The following is a 17,784-nucleotide window of genomic DNA, read 5'->3' as shown; positions in this document are numbered from 1 at the left end:
TGCGGCCGTTTCAGGGGTGGCCCTCGTCGCGATTTCGGCTGTCCCCCTGAGGTCGTGCCGCCCGTATCGACGGCCCCGGAGAGAGCGGCCCCCTCTGTCACAGGCTTGCTACAGGGCCACCGGCACGGCCTGGGGCGGGTGGCCCGTGGATACCCTTTCGGCCACGCCGCCTGTTGATCATGCCGGGTGCGCGCCGACGAGACACCGGTCACCAGCCCTTCCGCCGCGATGGCGTGCTGCGGGCTGAGCCAGGACCGGCAGGGAGGGGGTTCCGTGTCAGACATACCGTCCACGCCCGAGCCGAGAGACCAGGGGGCCACGCGGCCGGGAGATGCCGAGCCCGACGCGCCGCGGAGCGCGGGTTCGAGCGTGAAGGTCGACATCGAGGACGCCGTACCCGGGCCCGGCGTCAGATCCACCGCCAAGGGGGGCCCGGGCGGGTCCGGTCCGACCCCCTACTGGGTCCCGCCGCCGCCCGCCCCCGTCTCCTGGCTGGCTGGGCTACAGGCCGCGGCACCCGCCCCGGTGCGCACGGCCACCCTCTGGGCCGTGCTGGCCACCGGACTGCTCAGCATGCTGCTCCTGGGCGACGGGCTCGCCCTCAACCTCGTGCTGGTCGCGATCCCGGCCGCGCTCGCCGCGTACTTCGCCGCGCAGGCGGCGGGACGACGCCCGCGCGCGTGGGCACTCGTCTGGGGTATCGGCGGGATCGCACTGCTGACGGTCCCCGCACTGCGTGACGCCACCTGGCCCTCGTTCCTGGCCGTGCTCGGCGCTCTCGCCATGGGCTCGATGGCGCTTCACGGCGGCCGCACCTGGCCCGCCGTCCTGCTGGGGCCCATCGGGATACTCAACGCCCTTGCCACAGGCCCCATGTGGGGCTGGCGCGGGCTGCGCGAACGGTCCGGCGGCAGCCGCGGCAACGCGGGCGCCGGACTGCGCGCACTCGTCGTGACCGCGGTGCTGCTTCTGGTCTTCGGAGCCCTGTTCGCGGGCGCCGACGCGGCCTTCGCGGATCTGCTCGGTGACCTGGTGCCTGACACCTCCGTCGCCGGCGGACCCCTGCATTTGCTGCTGCTCGCCCTCGGTCTGGTCGGTGCGCTCGCGGCGGCGCACACGGCTGCCGCGCCCATCCAGTGGGACCGCGTGGAGGTGCCGGCGGGCAGGCCGCGCGGCCGAGTCGAGTGGGCGCTGCCGCTCGTCGTCCTCACCGGGCTCTTCGCGGCCTTCAACGCGGTCCAACTCGTGGTGCTCTTCGGCGGATACGACGCCGTCCTGAAGAAGACCGGCCAGACGTACGCCGAGTACGCGCGTCAGGGCTTCTGGCAGCTCCTCCTCGTCACGCTCCTGACCCTGCTCCTCATCGTCTTCGCCCTGCGCTGGGCGCCGAGGGACGGCGGCCGGGACCGGAAGCTGGTGCGCGGTGTGCTGGGAACTCTGTGCGTGCTGGCGCTCGTTGTGGTGGCATCGGCGGTGCGGCGTATGGACATGTATGTGGAGGCTTATGGGCTGACGCGACTGAGGGTCTCCGTGGTCGCCATGGAGCTCTGGCTGGGCCTGGTCATCGTGCTCATCATGGCCGCGGGAGTGTGGGGCGCCCGGTGGCTGCCGCGCGTGGTCGCGGCGAGCGCTGCGGCGGGCGTGCTCGTGTTCGGTCTGGTGTCGCCCGACGCCCTGATCGCCGAACGCAACGTCCAGCGGTACGAGGACACCGCCGACTTCGACCTCGACTACGCGCGAAACCTGTCCGCCGACGCCGTACCGGCTCTCGACAAGCTGGAGGAGCCGCTGCGGTCGTGCGCCCTGCGGACCATTGCGGCCGGCCTGGAGGAGAACGACACACCCTGGTACGCCACCAGTTGGGGCGAGGTGCGGGCCCGGGACATCCTCCGGGACCGGCCGGTGTCGAAGGACGCGGACTGGAGTTCGTGCAGTCCGCTGGCGGACGAGCTCATGTATCGCTGAGTTCGGGCGTGGGTGCCCCCTGTGTCGGTGCCCCCCGTGTCGGTGCCCTCAGTGTCGATGAACGGTGCGCGGTTGACCTCGTGCACCGCTCACTTCACGTACGGGTGTGACTGGCTGCGGACGGCTGGGCTGGTGACCTCGCCGGTTGAACTCCGGACCCCGGCCCGGCCGCCCGCAGTCGGCGTCAGCCTCCCGCGGGTCCCGCCGTGGCTGCCGTCCCGGAGAGGGCCTCCAGGTCGCTCTTGCGGACCCGGATCACCACCGTCGCGGTGATCAGAGCCAGTACGGCCATCGCGACGGCCGGGATGAAAGCGGTCGAGATCCCGTTGGCCAGCACCTCGTGCCCCCAGGGGGCGGGCAGTTGCTGCGTCTTGGCGAACTCCGCCTTCTGTTCGGCCGAGGCGTTCGCCATGAAGTCCGGGATCTGCTTCGTCGCCTCGTCCCGGCTGGCCGTGCCGAAGACCGTGGTCAGGATGGAGAGCCCGAGCGAACCGCCCACCTGCTGCGTGGCGTTGAGCAGCCCGGAGGCCGCGCCCGCCTCGTGGACGGCGACACCGGAGACCGCGGTGAGGGTCAGTGTCACGAAGTTCAGCCCCATGCCGAAGCCGAACAGGAGCATCGGACCGAGCACCCCGCTGACGTACGAACTGTCGGGGTTGATGAACGTCAGCCAGCCGAGCCCGAGGGCGACGAGCGCCGAGCCGCCGAGCATGAACGGCTTGGGTCCGAGGACCGGAAGGAACCGCTGGGACAGACCAGCGCCGGTCACGATCGCGACCGTCACCGGAAGGAAGGCGAGGCCCGCCTCGATCGGCGTGTAGCTCAACACGTTCTGCACGAACAGGACGATGAAGAAGAACATGCCGAACATCGCGGCGGCGAGGCTGAGCATGATCACGTACGTGCCCGAGCGGTTCCGGTCCAGGAACATCTTCAGCGGGGTGATCGGTTCCTTGGCCCGCATCTCGATGAAGACGAAGGCCACCAGCAGAACCACCGCCGCGCCGAAGGACCCGATGGTGAGGCTGTCGCGCCAGCCCTCCTCCGCGGCCCGGATGAACCCGTAGACCAGGGCGGCCATTCCGAGCGTCGAGGTGAGAGCTCCGGAGATGTCGAAGCGTCCGGGATGACGTTCGGACTCGCTGATGTACAGCGGCGCGAGTACGGCGATGAGCACGCCGATGGGCACGTTGACGAAGAGCACCCAGCGCCAGTCGAGCCACTCGGTGAGCATGCCGCCCGCGAGCAGACCGATCGCGCCGCCGCCGGCCGAGACGGCGGCGAAGACACCGAAGGCCCGGTTCCGTTCCGGCCCTTCCGGGAACGTCGTGGTGATGAGGGCCAGCGAGGTCGGCGACGCTACCGCGCCACCCACGCCCTGGAGGGCTCGCGCGGCCAGCAACTGCCACGGCTCCTGAGCGAATCCGCCCAGCAGCGAGGCGAGCGTGAAGAGCAGGATGCCGGTCATGAAGACCCGGCGCCGACCGAGGATGTCACCCGCGCGCCCGCCGAGGAGCAGCAGGCCACCGAAGGTGAGGGTGTACGCGCTCACCACCCAGGTGAGGTCGGTCGTGCTGAACTTGAGCGCGTCTTGAATATGCGGGAGGGCGATATTCACAATCGTCGCGTCGAGTACCACCATGAGTTGGCAGGCCGCGATGACGGTGAGCGCGATGCCGGGATGCCCCTCCCGGCGGGCCGCTCCTGGCTTTGGGCCGTCCTGTATCAACTGAGAGGTTGTCACTATGGGTCCCCCACAAGTGCGATAGTGAACGCTCGCGTTCACTGTTGCGTCAACGGTAGTGAGTCCCCGACAGTGAACGCAAGCGTTCACTGAAGTCTCTGCCGCGTGGCGTCACGCGACCGCTCTCCCCTCCCCGGTAATTCCGCTCACTCAGGCTCAACGGAGACATTCAGATGGCTACTTCGCGTTGGACGGCCGCCCCCGCTCGGACGGCCTCCCCGCGTCGCCGCGGTGCCGTACTCGAACGGGCGATCCTCGACGCCGCGCTCGACCAGCTCAGTACGGTCGGCTGGAACGGTCTCACGATGGAGGGCGTCGCCGCGCGCGCCCAGACCGGCAAGGCCGCCGTCTACCGGCGCTGGCCCTCGAAGGAGGAACTCGTCGCGGACGCGCTGCGGGCCGCTCTGCCGAGCCTGACGGACTCACCCGACCTCGGGAGCGTCCGGGACGACCTCCTGGAACTGTGCCGCCGGGTGCGTGAGGCGATGTACTCCCAGCCCGGGTTCGCGCTCCGCTCGGTGCTTTACGAATGCGACGCCTCGCAGGCCGAACGCTTCCAGGACGTCATCCTCGGCGGGGTCATCGAGCCGACTCTGCACGTCCTTCGCGAGGTCATCCACCGGGGAATCGAGCGCGGAGAGGTGCGGCCCGAAGCTGCGAACTCGTACGTCTTCGACACGATCCCGGCCATGATGATGTACCGCTCAAAGGTGTGCGCGAGCGAATGGAGCGACCAGGACGTGGAGGAGATGATCGACCAGTTGATGGTCCCGTTGCTGAGGCGGCAGACGGCCTGAGCGGCGTCGGCCGGAGATGGCTTGGCAGGTGGTGACCGGAGACAGCTTGATCTGTGGTGATCGGTAGTGGTCGGTGTGGGGCGGCCCTGGCGTGGCGCAGGTCGCCGCCAGAAGACCTCCGGCCGGCCTCGCGGGAGGGAGTCGAGATGTCGGTCCGGCTTCGCGGGCGGACATCGTGGTCGCTCGGGGAACCTGGGTGTCGCGAGGTGCTCCGGGCGGCGTAGTCTGAGGACGCCATGCCGTACGAACCTCCCACCCACACCGTCGAGCGCTCCCTCCGCGCCACGACCGGAGCGAAGATCATTGCCGGTGTCGACGAGGTGGGGCGCGGTGCTTGGGCCGGCCCGGTCACCGTCTGCGCCGCCGTCACAGGTCTGCGCCGACCTCCCGAGGGGCTCACCGACTCCAAACTCCTGACCGTCAAGCGGCGAACAGAGCTCGCCGCCGAGTTGGAGAAGTGGGTGACGTCGTATGCCCTCGGTCACGCCTCTCCGGAGGAGATCGACAAGCTGGGGATGACGGCCGCCCAGCGGCTCGCGGCAGTGCGTGCCCTTGAGGCCTTGCCGGAGCGACCGGATGCGGTCATCCTCGACGGGAAACACGACTATGTCGGCGCTCCCTGGCAGGTCCGTACGGTGATCAAGGGCGACCAGTCCTGCGTCTCCGTTGCGGCGGCCTCGGTGATCGCGAAGGTTCAGCGCGACAAAATGATGGCCGAACTGGGTATCGACCATGCAGACTTCGGTTTTGCGGCCAACGCCGGGTATCCGTCACCGGTGCACAAGGCCGCACTCGAGGATCGGGGCCCCACCCCCTACCACCGGCTGTCGTGGGCGTATCTTGATGCGCTGCCCCAGTGGCGGCACCTCAAGAAGGTCCGCAGCTGGGCGGATGGAAGCGTTCCGAAGATCGAAGGCCAGCTCGGCTTCGAATTCTGACGGTTCCGTTCGCACTCCTGTGCCACCCGCCGACGCGAGTCGCACCGGCGTTTGATAAAAATCAGCTCATGCCTCTCATTCCCGAGGAGCCTCAGATTCACGAGAGTGCCCAGGGTCCCCGCGCTACTCCGGCCAGTGGCCGCGTCGCGCCGACCCCCCGTCCCGTACCCGGCCCCCGTCCCGCGGCACCGCCGCGTCCCGGCCGCCCGGGTCCTGTCCGGCCGATGCCGGCCCAACGCACCCCACACGAGCCGGTCATGGCCGCTCCGGGGCCGTCCGTCCCGGCGGTTGCTCCGGCTGCCGCCGCCACTCCGCAGATCCAGCTCATCCCGGCCTCGGCCGAGGGCGCGCTGGACGCCGCCGAAGAAGCTGTCGACCTGCTGTTGGAGTCGGGCCGTGCCCCCGGTGAGGTTCTGGTGGTCACCACCGGCGATCCGCACCCGTGGGCAGCGCACGAACTCTCCTTCGGCGAGGCCGCGTACTGGGCGCAGCACGACGCGGGAGACGACGTCTTCTACGCCGATGCCGCAGCCGTGGGCCGGGCCGCGTCCCGTCCCGTCGTCGTGGTCGCCGTCAACGGCGGTCCCGAGGCCGTCGCCGCTACCGCGCTGCCGCTGGCCCGCGGCCGGGCCGGTGCCCTGCTGATCGTCTGCGGAGACCCGCAGGTGATCAACTCGGTGCTTGGCGCGGGGGTCTGAGCTCGCTCCGGACCTCGTCCGGGGCTCGCTCGGGCGGACGTTGAGGGTGCCGTCGCGGCGGCACCTGTCCGGTGGTCATCTTGACGTGCGCCGACGGCTGTGTCTCTGCGCGGGAAGTTTCGTCGGTGATCCGATGTGATGCGGTGCGCGGTCCGGTCGTCCTGGCCGGGGAGTTGCTCCGGGGCGGTCTGGTTCGTCGCGGGCTCGGCGCGATGTACGCCACGGGCCTTTCGTGGGCCTTGGCGCACTGTGGTGCTGTTCGTTTCGCTCGTCCGCCTTTTATGTGACGTACGAGGTTGGGTTCGCGGCGTGTGGCCGAGACGCGGGCTCGCCTCGGTCGGTCTGTGTGAGGTCTTCTTCCTCGCCGTGCCCCGCCGTACGTCCTTTCAGCGTGCCGGGCAGGTCATCGCCTCGGCATCGGCCTCCGTGGGCGGGTGAATGTCCCCGGCGCGGCGCGCTCAGCGCGCGGCTGCCCGACGCAGCACCTCTGAGGCACTGCCGCCGGTGCGCGGCATCGGTGGCAGCGCCTCTCCCGCGGTGAAGTACTCCGGAGGCGAGTCGGTGTTCGGGCGGCGACCGCCGCGGCCCTCGCCGAGGACCTGCCAGCCGTCACGCGTCAACGTGATGTACGCCCCGCATCGCAGCCCATGAAGCGTGCAGGCGTCCCGCAGCCCCCACATCCACGCCCCGTCCTCCTCCGTCCAACGCGCGTCGCCGTCACGGCAGTAGAGCAGCACGGCCGTACGCACCGGCGTGCGGCGTCGCAGGTCGTGCGGGATGACCCGCCGCAACTGCGCCAGCAGCGCGTTGCGGAACATCCAGCCGTCGGCCGGCGCCGAACGCCGGATGAACGAAGCGCTCGCGCTCAGCCGCTCGTCCGGATCCAGGACCGCCACGACCGCGGTCGCGGGCCGCGGCCGATGTCGCGCGTGCAGCCCGCTGACCACCTCACGGGGGTTGCGCAACAACGGAATGCCGGCGGAAGCCCATTCGGCGGGTTCGAGCATCCGGGCCAGTGGGTCGGCGGAAGCGGCGGACAGATCGGCAGACGTCGACATGGATGCCGCCGAGGACGGAGAGAATCCGAAGGTCACGTTCCTCCCTTCGGCTACGCGCCCAGACTGCGGGCGGGGGTCGGACTTGGGGGAGCGCGCCGCGGCACAGCCCTACCGGACCACCGATGAGGCATGCGGGGAGCGCTTCCAATTCTTCCTGCCGAACTTGGATGCGGCAACGAGCAATTGGGGCCACCGACCGTATTCCGACGATACGTCGTGTATATCCATGCCCACTGTTCTTGACGGTGACACAAGAGTCACGCTTGCACGGCGAGGACCAGCGGCAACACCCCCTGCGCACCGGCTCGTCGAAGCATGCGCGCGGCAACGGCGAGTGTCCAGCCGGTCTCCGTCGTGTCGTCCACCAGCAGCACGAGGCCTCCCGCCTCTCTGAGAGCGGCAACCAACTCGGGCGGCACGGTCAGTGCCCCATCGAGCGCCTTGAGTCGCTGAGCGCTGTTGCTCCGGGGAATCTGGGAGGTCTGGGAGGCCTCACCGACGTACTCCACGGAACCCAGCAGGGGCAGGCGGCCGATCTCCGCGATCCGCGCCCCCAGCGACTGGATCAACTGCGGACGCGTCCGCGAGGCCACGGTGACGACGCCGGCAGGGCGAGGCCCCGCGTCGGGCTGTCCCGACGCCCAGCCGCCGGGTCCCTTCGCCCAGTCGGTCAGCACACCGATCACGGCCTCGGCGACATCGTCAGGGACGGGCCCGTCCGAGGCTTGAGGTGCGAGGATCGGCCGCAGCCGGTTGCCCCAGCCGATGTCCGAGAGTCGCCCCAAGGCGCGCCCCGTCCCGGCCTGTTCGCCAGCCGGGATACGTCCCTTCAGTTCGACGCCGACGGCGGGCAGGCCCGTCGGCCACATCTTCCGGGGCTCGACCTCGACACCCGCGCGGCCGAGCTCGCCATTGGCCGTGTCCAGTGCCGCAGGGGACACGGATGCCTCGAACCGGGCCCCGGCGCAGTTGTCGCAGCGCCCGCACGGCGCCGCTCCCTCGTCGTCCAACTGTCGCCGCAGGAACTCCATTCGGCACTCGGTCGTCGTGATGTAGTCGCGCATCGCCTGCTGCTCGGAGGCCCGCTGCTTGGCCACCCAGGCGTAGCGCTCGGTGTCGTACGTCCATGGGTTGCCCGTGGAGATCCACCCGCCCTGGACGCGTCGCACCGCTCCGTCCACGTCGAGAACCTTGAGCATCGTCTCCAGCCGGGACCGGCGCAGCTCCACCAGCGGTTCGAGGGCGGGCAGGGAGAGCGGCCTGCCGGCCTGTGCCAGGACGTCGAGCGTGCGGCGCACCTGCTCCTCCGGAGGAAAGGCGATCGAAGCGAAGTACTGCCAGATCGCCTGGTCCTCCTTGCCCGGCAGAAGCAGCACCTCCGCGTGCTCCACCCCGCGCCCCGCACGCCCCACCTGTTGGTAGTACGCGATGGGGGAGGAGGGCGACCCCAGGTGCACCACGAATCCGAGGTCGGGCTTGTCGAAACCCATGCCGAGCGCGGAGGTGGCGACCAAGGCTTTGACGCGGTTGGCGAGCAGGTCCTCCTCCGCCTGCTGGCGGTCCGCGTTCTCCGTCTTTCCGGTGTACGACGCCACTGTGTGTCCGCACTGGCGCAGGAACGCGGTGACTTCCTCGGCGGCGGCCACGGTGAGGGTGTAGATGATGCCGGAGCCCGGCAGGTCGCTGATGTGCTCGGCGAGCCAGGCCATCCGGTGGGCGGCGTCCGGGAGCCTCAGGACGCCGAGGCTCAGGCTCTCCCGGTCCAAGGGCCCACGCAGAACGAGAGCGTCCGTGCTGGCTCCCGTGCCCAGTTGCTCGGCCACATCGGCCGTCACGCGCGCGTTCGCCGTCGCGGTGGTGGCCAGGACCGGAACGCCGGGCGGAAGGTCGGCGAGCATGGTGCGCAGCCGCCGGTAGTCGGGCCGGAAGTCGTGGCCCCAGTCGGAGATGCAGTGCGCCTCGTCGACCACGAGCAGCCCGGTCGCCGCCGCCAGCTTTGGCAGTACCTGGTCCCGGAAGTCGGGGTTGTTGAGCCGCTCGGGGCTCACCAGGAGAACGTCGACCTCGCTCGCCGCCACCTCGGCCTGGATGGTCTCCCACTCCTCCGTGTTGGAGGAGTTGATGGTCCTCGCGCGGATTCCCGCGCGAGCCGCCGCCTCCACCTGGTTGCGCATGAGCGCCAGGAGCGGCGAGACGATGACGGTGGGGCCGGCGCCCCGCTCGCGCAGCAGGGCAGTCGCGACGAAGTACACCGCGGACTTGCCCCAGCCGGTGCGCTGTACGACCAGCGCTCTGCGCTTGTCGGCCACCAGAGCCTCGATGGCGCGCCACTGATCCTCGCGCAGCCGGGCCTCGCCCGGCCGGGCGCCGACAAGGCGGGCCAGCACGGCATCGGCGGAGATACGCAGGTCTTCGTCGGCTGTGGGTCGCGGGTCTTCGTTGGTCATGGCCCCATGCAACCCGATGGGTCGGACATAGCGCGAACGAGGCCGGCGGACTGTGGACAACTCTTGTCGTGATCATGGTCGTGGTTATCCACAGGGCAAAGCGGAATGTTGAGATCCGCGGGATGGTCACGGCATGACGAATCACGACGAAGCGACCGGCTGGTCCGGCGACATGTCCGACAACGGTTTCGATGGCGAAGACACAGGCGGGTCGGTCGGGCGCGGTGAGCAGAGCAGGCGTATCGGCCGTCTCGGGCGCGGCGGGCAGGACCTGACCGGCGAGCCCCGAAACGACGCGTACTCCGCGTACGCCGGAGGGAATGAGCCCGCGGGCGGGGAGGAGCGGGGCGAGTTCACAGGGCGGGCGGGGCTCGACGCGGTCGCCGGACGTGCGGGCGATGGCGGGACCGGCGGTCGCTGGGGCGATGGCGGGACTGGCGGGCGCGCGGGGGACGGTGGGACCGGCGGGTGTGCGGGTGATGGCGGTCGTGCGGATGCCGGCGGGACCAGCGGGCGCGAGGGTCACGGTCTCGTCGGGCAGGGATCACAGCGCGGCGCCCCCGAGTCTGACTCGGGACCCCATGTCGCCGGGCAGCGGGCGGGCCATGGCATCCTCGGCGGCCCGCGGGGCGAGCACCAGGTGACCTTGCGCACTCCGGCGGAGCTGGCGGACGCTCTGCCCTACCTGCTCGGGTATCGGCCCGAGGACAGCATCGTGCTGGTCGCCCTGCACGACGGGGAGCGGCGCGGTCGCTTCGGTGGGCGTGCGCGGCTGGGCATCCCCGCCAACACGGACGACTGGCCTTCCGTGGCCGAACAGTTGGCGCAGGGCCTGGTGAAGGGAAGCGAACGCCGGGGTGCCCGGCCCGAGAGCATGGTCGCCTACCTGTGCCAGGAGCCGGGGATCGGCGAGTCGGGACGGGAGGTCATGGAGCGCCTGCGTGCACTGGCACAGTTGCTGCGAACCGCCTGCGGCCGACTCGACGTGCCGGTGATCGAGGCACTCTGTATCTCCGACGGTCGTTTCTGGTCGTACTGCTGTCCGGGTCAGGGATGCTGCTCCCCCGAGGGGGAGTCCATGGGCCTGCCGGGCACCTCGGTTCTGGCTGCCGCAGCGACCTACGCGGGACTCCAAGTGCGGGGCAGCCTGCGGGAACTGACGGCCAGGCTCATTCCGTGGGAGACCGGGGCCGCGTTGGACCAGGAGGTCGCGCTGGACACGGCGAGCGTGGCGCTGGTTCCCAGGATTCTGGACGACGAGAACCGTGCCGCTGTCGCCGAGGAGACCCTCGGCCTCGCCAAGCAGGTCATGGTCCGGTTCGCCGACGCTCCACCGGTGTCCGGCACGCGTCCGGCGGACCTGCGTGACGACGGACTGCTGGAGTACGGGGAGGCCGCCACGCTGATTCTCGGCCTTCAGGACCGCACGACCCGTGACCGCGCCGCGGAGTGGATGGAGGGCGACGAGGCGGCTCCTGCTCTGCGGCTGTGGCGGGCGTTGGCACGACGCTGCGTCGGTTCCTACCGCGAGCACGCCGCGGCTCCCCTCACGCTCGCCGGGTGGGTCGCCTGGTCGACCGGCGACGAGTTGGAGGCGCGGGAGGCCTTGGCCATGGCTCTCGGTGCCGATCCGGACTACCTCTTCGCCCGCCTCCTCCACCAGGCGTGCAACGAGGGACTGGACCCGGAGTCGGTCCGCCGCTGTCTGCGCGGGGAGCGCAGCGGCCGTGTCCCGGGGACCACGGAGCAGGCGAGGGACTTCGACGCGGCGCCCATCCCGGCAGCTGATCCGGGGCTGGCCTTCGGACTCTCAAGCCCCACGTCCCGGGCACAGTCGCCCGACAGTGTGGTGTCCGTGGCCGTCGGCTCAGATGCGGACGGCTCCGGGGCGTCCGTAGTCGCGGCCCCGCCCCTGGGATCCGCGTCCCGGCGTCCACGCCGGGTGCGATCGGCGGGGAGCGGCCAGGCGCGTCCAGGTCGGCGGAGCCCGGGGGGATCCGGGGCGGGGAGCGCCGGACGCCGACGGCCCGTGGACAGGGCCGCGCCCGTCGGGGAGGGATCCGAGCGTGCGGGCGAAGGCGCGAGCCGTCGGTCACGGACCCGCCGTGAAGCTGGGCAGAACGGTGCGGAGGGAGATTCGTGAGGGCCGGCTCCTACCGAATCGGCGGGGCACGGCACCTGCGGCGAGGTGACACCAACGACTGCGCGTGGCCCGAGGGGAGTTGCGACGGTGTGTACCGCGTCAGGCTTCCTGGTCGTGGCTGTCGGAGTGGCGATGCTGATGGTGCCGGTCATGTCGACGGTGCCGGGCCTGCGGGCGGTGCTGAGCCTGCGGGCGGTTCCGGGCCTGTGGACGGTGCCAGTCATGGCGAGGCTGCGGGTCATCCGGGTGGGGTGGGTGGCGTCGGTGGGGCTGAGGGCGTGAGTCGCGCTTGTCGTGTCGGCCCAGGCCGCTGTGTCGACGGTGCCGGTCGTATCGAGGGTGCGGGGCAGCTGGGTGGCGCCAGGCACGCTGACGGTGTCAGTTGCGGTTGCCGTGCCGGCCGAGCCTGCCTTGTCGACGGTGTCAGTCGTCTCGGTGGTGCGGGGCACTCGGGTGGCGCCAGCGACGCTCAGGGTGCCAGGTGCTGCCGCCGCGTCCGCCCAGCCCGCCCAGCCGACGGTGCCAGTCACATCGACGGTGTCAGCCCACCGGATGGGGCCAGTGGAGCTGACGGTGTTGCCTGCGCCCGCCGTCTCTGCGCCCGCCGTCGCGTCCGCTCCCGCCATGTCAGCTTCGCGCGCCGCGTCGGCTTCCCGCGCCGAATCGGCCGAGCCCGACACGTCGCCCCCGCCAGATATGCCTCGCACGCCGGTCGCGCCGCCATCGCACCTACGAGCCGTTCAACCCCTTGCCCGCCACCACCCCACCCCACGTGCCGTTCAACCTCCTGCCCGCCACCACCCCACCCCACATGCCGTTCAACCCCCTGCCCGCCGCCACCCCGCCGCCATTCGGTCGCCTTCCCCAGCGCAGAGCGTGACCCTGAGTGGGGCCGTTCCGTTCACCTGTGTAGCGGAACCGTGGCCGGGCCGCGCCGCCGCACCGCCCCGCCCCTCCGGAGCCCCCCACCTGGCGCCGAGTGCGCCCCAGGCGCGCCGAGCGCGGAGGAAACCGCCCCATGTCCCTGCCCCCTCCGCCCTCGGCTCCCGACGGCGATCGTCCGCCCGTTCGCAAGGTTCCGCTGCCCTTCACGAGTCGTGGTGGGCCTTCGGATCCGCGCACCGCAAGGGGCAGCGCCTGGTCCGCCCTCGCCGCCGGGGTGGGCGGCCCTCCGGATTCCAGCGGCCCTCCGGATCGCAGGCGCTCTTCGGATCCCGGGCCGCCGTTGTCCCTGGCGCCCCGGACCAGGGAACTACCACCCGCCCACACGTTCCTGATCTGTGTCGCCCTGCCCGGAATGGCGATCTCCACGGATCAGGGGCAGTTGACCGGCCGAGGGCTGGAGGGTTTCTACCGCGCGGGACGGCGGGTGCTCTCCCGCTGCCAGGTCCGGGTCGGCGGGCGCGAACCGCTCGCGGTTCAGGCCCGAATGCTCACGGCCGACCGTGCCCGTTTCGTGGGGACGCTGCGTGCGTCCGCCGACGGAAGCCCCGATCCGGACGTCATCGTCGAACGGACCCGCCACGCGGACGGCACGGAGCGGATCACCCTGCGAAGCGCCGCCACCCGTACCTTGCGGCTGCCCGTCGAAGTGGCGCTCGGCACGGATCTCGCGGAACTGAGTTCGGTCGCCGCGGGCAGGGCCGGGCCCGAACTGCCCGCCAGCGTCCACGGTTCCGGCCTGCGCTGGTCCTGCGTCAGGGGCCACTCGACCGTCACCGCCGACCCTCCGCCCTCGGACGCGCTGGCCTCAGCGGGTCTGCTGCGCTGGGAGTTCGAACTGCCTCCCGGCGGCACTCGAAGCCTGGAACTGCGTGTACGGCCGGACGGTTCGGGGGCCAACAGAACGGTGAGTCGCGGCGCGGTAAATCCGCTCGCCCAGGCTCAGGCAGCGGGCGACGACCCGAGGGTCCAGCCCTTGCTGCACAGCTGTGTCGAGGATCTCCGGGCTCTGTCGTTGCGAGACCCGAGGCACCCCTCCGACACGCACCTCGCGGCCGGGGCGCCCTGGCGGTGCGGCCTGGCACCGGCTGAAGCGCTCGCAGCCGCGCGGATGACGCTGCCACTCGGCACCCGGCTCGCCCTGGGCACCCTGCGGACTCTCGCGCGTACCCAACTCGCGGGCCCGCGGGCCGGCCTTATTCCCGGACCGCGCAGGGACGCGGGACCGCACCTGCCGCCCCATTGCACGGCCACCGAGGCGACCCTGCTGTTCCCCGTGCTGCTCGCGGAGGCCCGGCGCTGGGGGCTCGGAGCGTCGGAGGCCGAGTTGCTTCTGCCCACGGCCGAGCGTTGCCTCGACTGGCTGCGCACGGCTGTCGGTGACGGCACCTACCTACCCGACTCGTACCCCGGAGGGCCGCTCCGCTGCGAGACTCAGGCGCATGCCCATCGGGCCGCGATTCTGGGCGCCGATCTGCTCGACGCTCATGGCCGGCCGGGTGGTGCGTGGCTGCGGCAGTGGGCTCAGGAGTTGCGGACCGCGTTCCGCGAGGACTTCTGGGTCGAGGACCGGGGCGGCGGCAGACCGGCGGTTGCCCGCGCCCCCGATGGATGCCTCCTGTCCCACCTCGCCGCGGGTGCCGTCCACCTCCTCGACACCGGTCTGCTCGGCTCCGGCACGACAGCCCCCGGCCTGCTCGACAAGGTGCAGACCGAGCAGCTCGCGCGGCTGCTCGGAGGCCCCGCGATGGACTCGGGCTGGGGGCTGCGCAGCCTCGGGGCGAAGGAGGCCGCGTACAACCCGTTCGGTCACCGCGCGGGCGCCGTACGCGTGCACGAGAGCGCGGTGGCTGTCGCGGGGCTGGCGTCGGCCGGCTACGAGAAGGAGGCGAGCTCCCTGTTGCACGGTGTGCTGGCGGCGGCCGAGGCGTTCGGGCACCGGCTGCCCGAGATGTACGCGGGGGAGCCGCGCTCCCAGGGCGCTGTCCCGCTGCCCCACCCCGCGGCCTGTCGACCGGCGGCGACCGCCGCTGCGGCGGGAGTGCTGCTCCTCACCTGCCTCGCGGGGATCCGCCCCGACGCCCCCGCCGGCACGGTGACCCTGCGGCCGGTCCGCGGCGCCCCGCTGGGCGAGATCGGCCTCACGGGACTGCGCGTCGCGGGCGCCCCCTTCTCCGTACGGGTCAGCAGGTTGGGCCTGGCCATGGTCGAGGAGGCGGGCGAAGGGCTTCAGTTGGGAATGTGATCTTGTGCGACGGGCCCTGCCCGGTAGTCGGCCACAAGCCGAGAGACGCTGACCGGGAGGAAGGGGGCCAGCCGTGGAAGCGGCCGACGAAGGGCGTGTTTATCGTCAGGCAGACGACTATGATCGCGGCATGCCCTACGACCCGTCGGCCTTTCCGCCCTTCGCCGTGACCGTGGACCTGGTTGTGCTGACCGTGCGCCGTCACGCCCTGTGCGCGCTGGCGGTCCGGAGGGGCGAGCTGCCGTTCCAGGGGCGGTGGGCGCTCCCCGGTGGCTTCGTGCGGACCGACGAGGATCTGGCGCAGGCGGCGGCGCGCGAACTGGTCGAGGAAACCGGCTTGTGCGCCCATGACCCAGCCGCTCCCGCACAGGACAACGGCGCGCACCTGGAGCAGCTCGCGACGTACGGCGACCCCAAGCGTGACCCGCGGATGCGGGTGGTCAGCGTCGCCCATCTCGCCCTCGCCCCTGACCTGCCCGCGCCCAGGGCAGGCGGCGACGCCAAGAGCGCGCGCTGGGCGCCCGTCGAGGAGTTGCTGCAACAGGGTGGGTACGGCCGTGACGGCGAGCAGGCGGCACCCCTCGCCTTCGACCACGCGCAGATCCTCTCGGACGGTGTGGAGCGGGCCCGTTCCAAGATCGAGTACTCCTCGCTGGCCACCGCCTTCTGCCCGACCGAGTTCACCGTCGGCGAGTTGCGCCGGGTGTACGAGGCCGTGTGGGGTGTGGCGCTCGACCCGCGCAACTTCCACCGCAAGGTGACAGGCACGCCGGGCTTCCTGGTCCCCACCGGAGGTACGACCACACGCCAGGGCGGTCGCCCGGCCCAGCTTTTCCGCGCGGGTGGCGCCACGCTGCTCAACCCGCCCATGCTGCGCCCCGAGGTCTGACGAAGAGGGACGAACACAGGTACGGGCTCGGGGATCAAGTGGGGTCACTGTCACCCCGAGTCCAGTTCGAGAAGAGGGCCAAGGTGCCCGAGAAAACGGACATATAGCGCTATCTTGCTTTGGGTGATCCAGGCCATCGGACTGACAAGCAACCCTCGCAAGGAGCTTCCGCCCGCCGTCGACGACGTGTCCTTCGATGCGCGCGGAGGCAGGGTCACCGCGATCGTCGGAGCCCCGGGAGCGGGCAAGACGACGGCACTGAGGCTCATGCTCGAACTCCAACAGGGCCGCGGAATAACCTACTTCAGAGGCCGCCCGCTGCACCGGATCGCGCACCCATCGCGCGAGGTCGGCGTCCTCCTCGGCGAGGTGCCCGGCCACCCGGCGCGCACCGTCCGCGGGCAGCTCCGGATGCTGTGCGCAGCCGCAGGAGTGCCCGTACGGCGTGCCGATGAAGTCCTCGAAGTGGTCGGGCTCGTCAGCCTGCGCGAGGAGCGCCTGGGCACCCTGTCGCGCGGCATGGACCGCCGCCTCGGTCTCGCCTGCGCCCTGCTGTCCGACCCGCACACCCTCGTCCTGGACGGCCCGGCCGACGGGCTGTCCACCCGCGAAAGCCGCTGGCTGCACGGGATTCTGCGCGCGCACGCCAATCAGGGCGGCACGGTGCTCTTCACCACGGACGACCCCAAGGAAGCCGCGCACACCGCCGACCGGGTCGTCACGCTGGAAGGTGGCCGCCTCGTCGCCGACCAGGAGGCCGCGGACTTCGCCCGCACCCGGCTGCGCCCACGCGTGGCCGTCCTCAGCCCGCACGCCACCCGGCTCGGCGCCCTGCTGACGAAGGAGGCCCGTACCGCGCGGCGTTCCGTCGAGATCGTGCGTGAGGACGGCAACCGGCTCTCCGTGTACGGCAGCACCTGTGCCGACGTCGGCGAGACCGCCCACCGGCACGGCATCCTCGTACACCAACTCGCGGACGAGATCGGAGACATGGGGCCACCGGCCGCGCCGCCCGCCGAGGGGGAGGCGCGAACAGGCGACAAGCCGAACACGGCGGGAACGCCGACCGCGGACGTGCACTCCCCGCTCCCGCCGCCCATCGCCGTACGTCACGCGCCGAGTCCGCTGCGCCCGCTGCGCTACGAACTGCGTCGCGCGGCGGGAATCGGCACCGGCTACCTCACCGCCGTCGCCGTTCTCGTCGTCTCGGCCCTCCTGTCCGTCCTGCTCGCCCGGATCGGCCACACGCCCCAGCCACGCCTGCTGGCCGCGTGGCCACAGGAACTTCCGCTGCCGCCCGCCGCACTCGGCGCGGGACTGCTCGGCGCGATCGCCTTCGGCGACGAGTTCCGCCACCCCGCCCTGGCCGCGGACCGCGGCACCGTCCCGCGCCGCCTGGGACTGCTCACCGCCAAGCTCCTCGTGGCCTCGGCCACCGCGCTGCTGCTGGCCATTCTCACCGTGGGCTGCGACCTCGAAGCGCTCTACCTCGTATACGGAGGGGAGCTCACCGGAGTTCCCGCCGACTGGTTGTCGTTGGGCGCTAGTTGGACCGGCCTCGTGGTGGGCTGCGCCTGGGCGGGGGTACTCGCCGCGGGCATCTTCCGGTCCACAGCCGCCGGGCTCGCGGCAGTGCTCGCCGTGCCGATCGTCGTCGTACCGCTCGTACAAAAGGTCTTGGAGGGGCCGTCTGTGCGGACCGCGGCCGGGTTCTCCGGACGGCTGCGCGAGCTGGTGCTGATGCAGTGGCCCTTCGGCGGAGAGCGCTATCTGGAGGCCGGGGTGCGGATGGTCGCCCAACCTGTCGGTGGCGCTCTGATGTTGTCGCTGACCGCTCTGCTCTGTGCATATCTGCTCACGACCCTGCGAACCCGGGTCCGATGACGACCGACGGCGCCCTTCCGGTTCCGCGGTGCGC

General features: G+C 71.4%; 12 protein-coding genes. 9 read left to right on the top strand and 3 right to left on the bottom strand.

Annotated elements, in window-relative coordinates; all coding sequences use genetic code 11:
• Positions 1–228: 228 nt before the first annotated feature.
• Positions 229–1,965, top strand: a complete 1,737-nt coding sequence (locus ACIP79_RS22830) for a DUF4153 domain-containing protein (protein ID WP_401226280.1) — start codon at positions 229–231, stop codon at positions 1,963–1,965.
• A 184-nt stretch (positions 1,966–2,149) separates the two neighbouring features.
• On the opposite strand, the gene ACIP79_RS22825 is transcribed toward ACIP79_RS22830, so the two are convergent.
• On the bottom strand, positions 2,150–3,709 hold the full coding sequence (locus ACIP79_RS22825) for an MFS transporter (protein ID WP_401226137.1): 1,560 nt from the start codon (positions 3,707–3,709) through the stop codon (positions 2,150–2,152).
• A 173-nt stretch (positions 3,710–3,882) separates the two neighbouring features.
• On the opposite strand from ACIP79_RS22825, the gene ACIP79_RS22820 reads away from it, so the two are divergent.
• The 3 genes from ACIP79_RS22820 to ACIP79_RS22810 all read left to right on the top strand — a co-directional run bounded on the left by ACIP79_RS22820 (position 3,883) and on the right by ACIP79_RS22810 (position 6,142).
• Complete coding sequence (locus ACIP79_RS22820; RefSeq protein WP_401226134.1) at positions 3,883–4,506, top strand: TetR/AcrR family transcriptional regulator; 624 nt, start codon at positions 3,883–3,885, stop codon at positions 4,504–4,506.
• A gap of 236 nt (positions 4,507–4,742) precedes the next feature.
• Positions 4,743–5,444 (top strand): ribonuclease HII, encoded by a 702-nt coding sequence (locus ACIP79_RS22815; protein WP_401226131.1) that lies wholly within the window; start codon positions 4,743–4,745, stop codon positions 5,442–5,444.
• A 68-nt stretch (positions 5,445–5,512) separates the two neighbouring features.
• Positions 5,513–6,142, top strand: a complete 630-nt coding sequence (locus tag ACIP79_RS22810) for a hypothetical protein (RefSeq protein ID WP_401226129.1) — start codon at positions 5,513–5,515, stop codon at positions 6,140–6,142.
• 458 nt (positions 6,143–6,600) lie between these two features.
• On the opposite strand, the gene ACIP79_RS22805 is transcribed toward ACIP79_RS22810, so the two are convergent.
• On the bottom strand, positions 6,601–7,236 hold the full coding sequence (locus tag ACIP79_RS22805) for a hypothetical protein (RefSeq protein WP_383679412.1): 636 nt from the start codon (positions 7,234–7,236) through the stop codon (positions 6,601–6,603).
• Between the two features lie 221 nt (positions 7,237–7,457).
• Complete coding sequence (locus ACIP79_RS22800; RefSeq protein WP_401226125.1) at positions 7,458–9,647, bottom strand: RecQ family ATP-dependent DNA helicase; 2,190 nt, start codon at positions 9,645–9,647, stop codon at positions 7,458–7,460.
• Positions 9,648–10,287: 640 nt separating this feature from the next.
• On the opposite strand from ACIP79_RS22800, the gene ACIP79_RS22795 reads away from it, so the two are divergent.
• From ACIP79_RS22795 to ACIP79_RS22775, 5 genes are all read left to right on the top strand, one after another.
• Positions 10,288–11,790, top strand: a complete 1,503-nt coding sequence (locus ACIP79_RS22795; RefSeq protein ID WP_401226122.1) for a DUF4192 domain-containing protein — start codon at positions 10,288–10,290, stop codon at positions 11,788–11,790.
• 114 nt (positions 11,791–11,904) lie between these two features.
• A complete protein-coding gene (locus ACIP79_RS22790; RefSeq protein ID WP_401226120.1) occupies positions 11,905–12,072 on the top strand; it encodes a hypothetical protein in 168 nt (55 codons plus the stop codon).
• Positions 12,073–13,087: 1,015 nt separating this feature from the next.
• Positions 13,088–14,977 (top strand): glycogen debranching N-terminal domain-containing protein, encoded by a 1,890-nt coding sequence (locus ACIP79_RS22785; protein WP_401226117.1) that lies wholly within the window; start codon positions 13,088–13,090, stop codon positions 14,975–14,977.
• A gap of 130 nt (positions 14,978–15,107) precedes the next feature.
• Complete coding sequence (locus ACIP79_RS22780; RefSeq protein WP_383679419.1) at positions 15,108–15,866, top strand: NUDIX domain-containing protein; 759 nt, start codon at positions 15,108–15,110, stop codon at positions 15,864–15,866.
• A 123-nt stretch (positions 15,867–15,989) separates the two neighbouring features.
• Entirely contained in the window at positions 15,990–17,750 is a 1,761-nt protein-coding gene (locus ACIP79_RS22775) for an ATP-binding cassette domain-containing protein (RefSeq protein ID WP_401226114.1), read from the top strand.
• Positions 17,751–17,784 lie beyond the last annotated feature (34 nt).

This window comes from Streptomyces sp. NPDC088747, from assembly GCF_044751025.1.
Lineage (GTDB): Bacteria > Actinomycetota > Actinomycetes > Streptomycetales > Streptomycetaceae > Streptomyces.
This window is presented reverse-complemented; position numbering and strand designations above follow the sequence as displayed.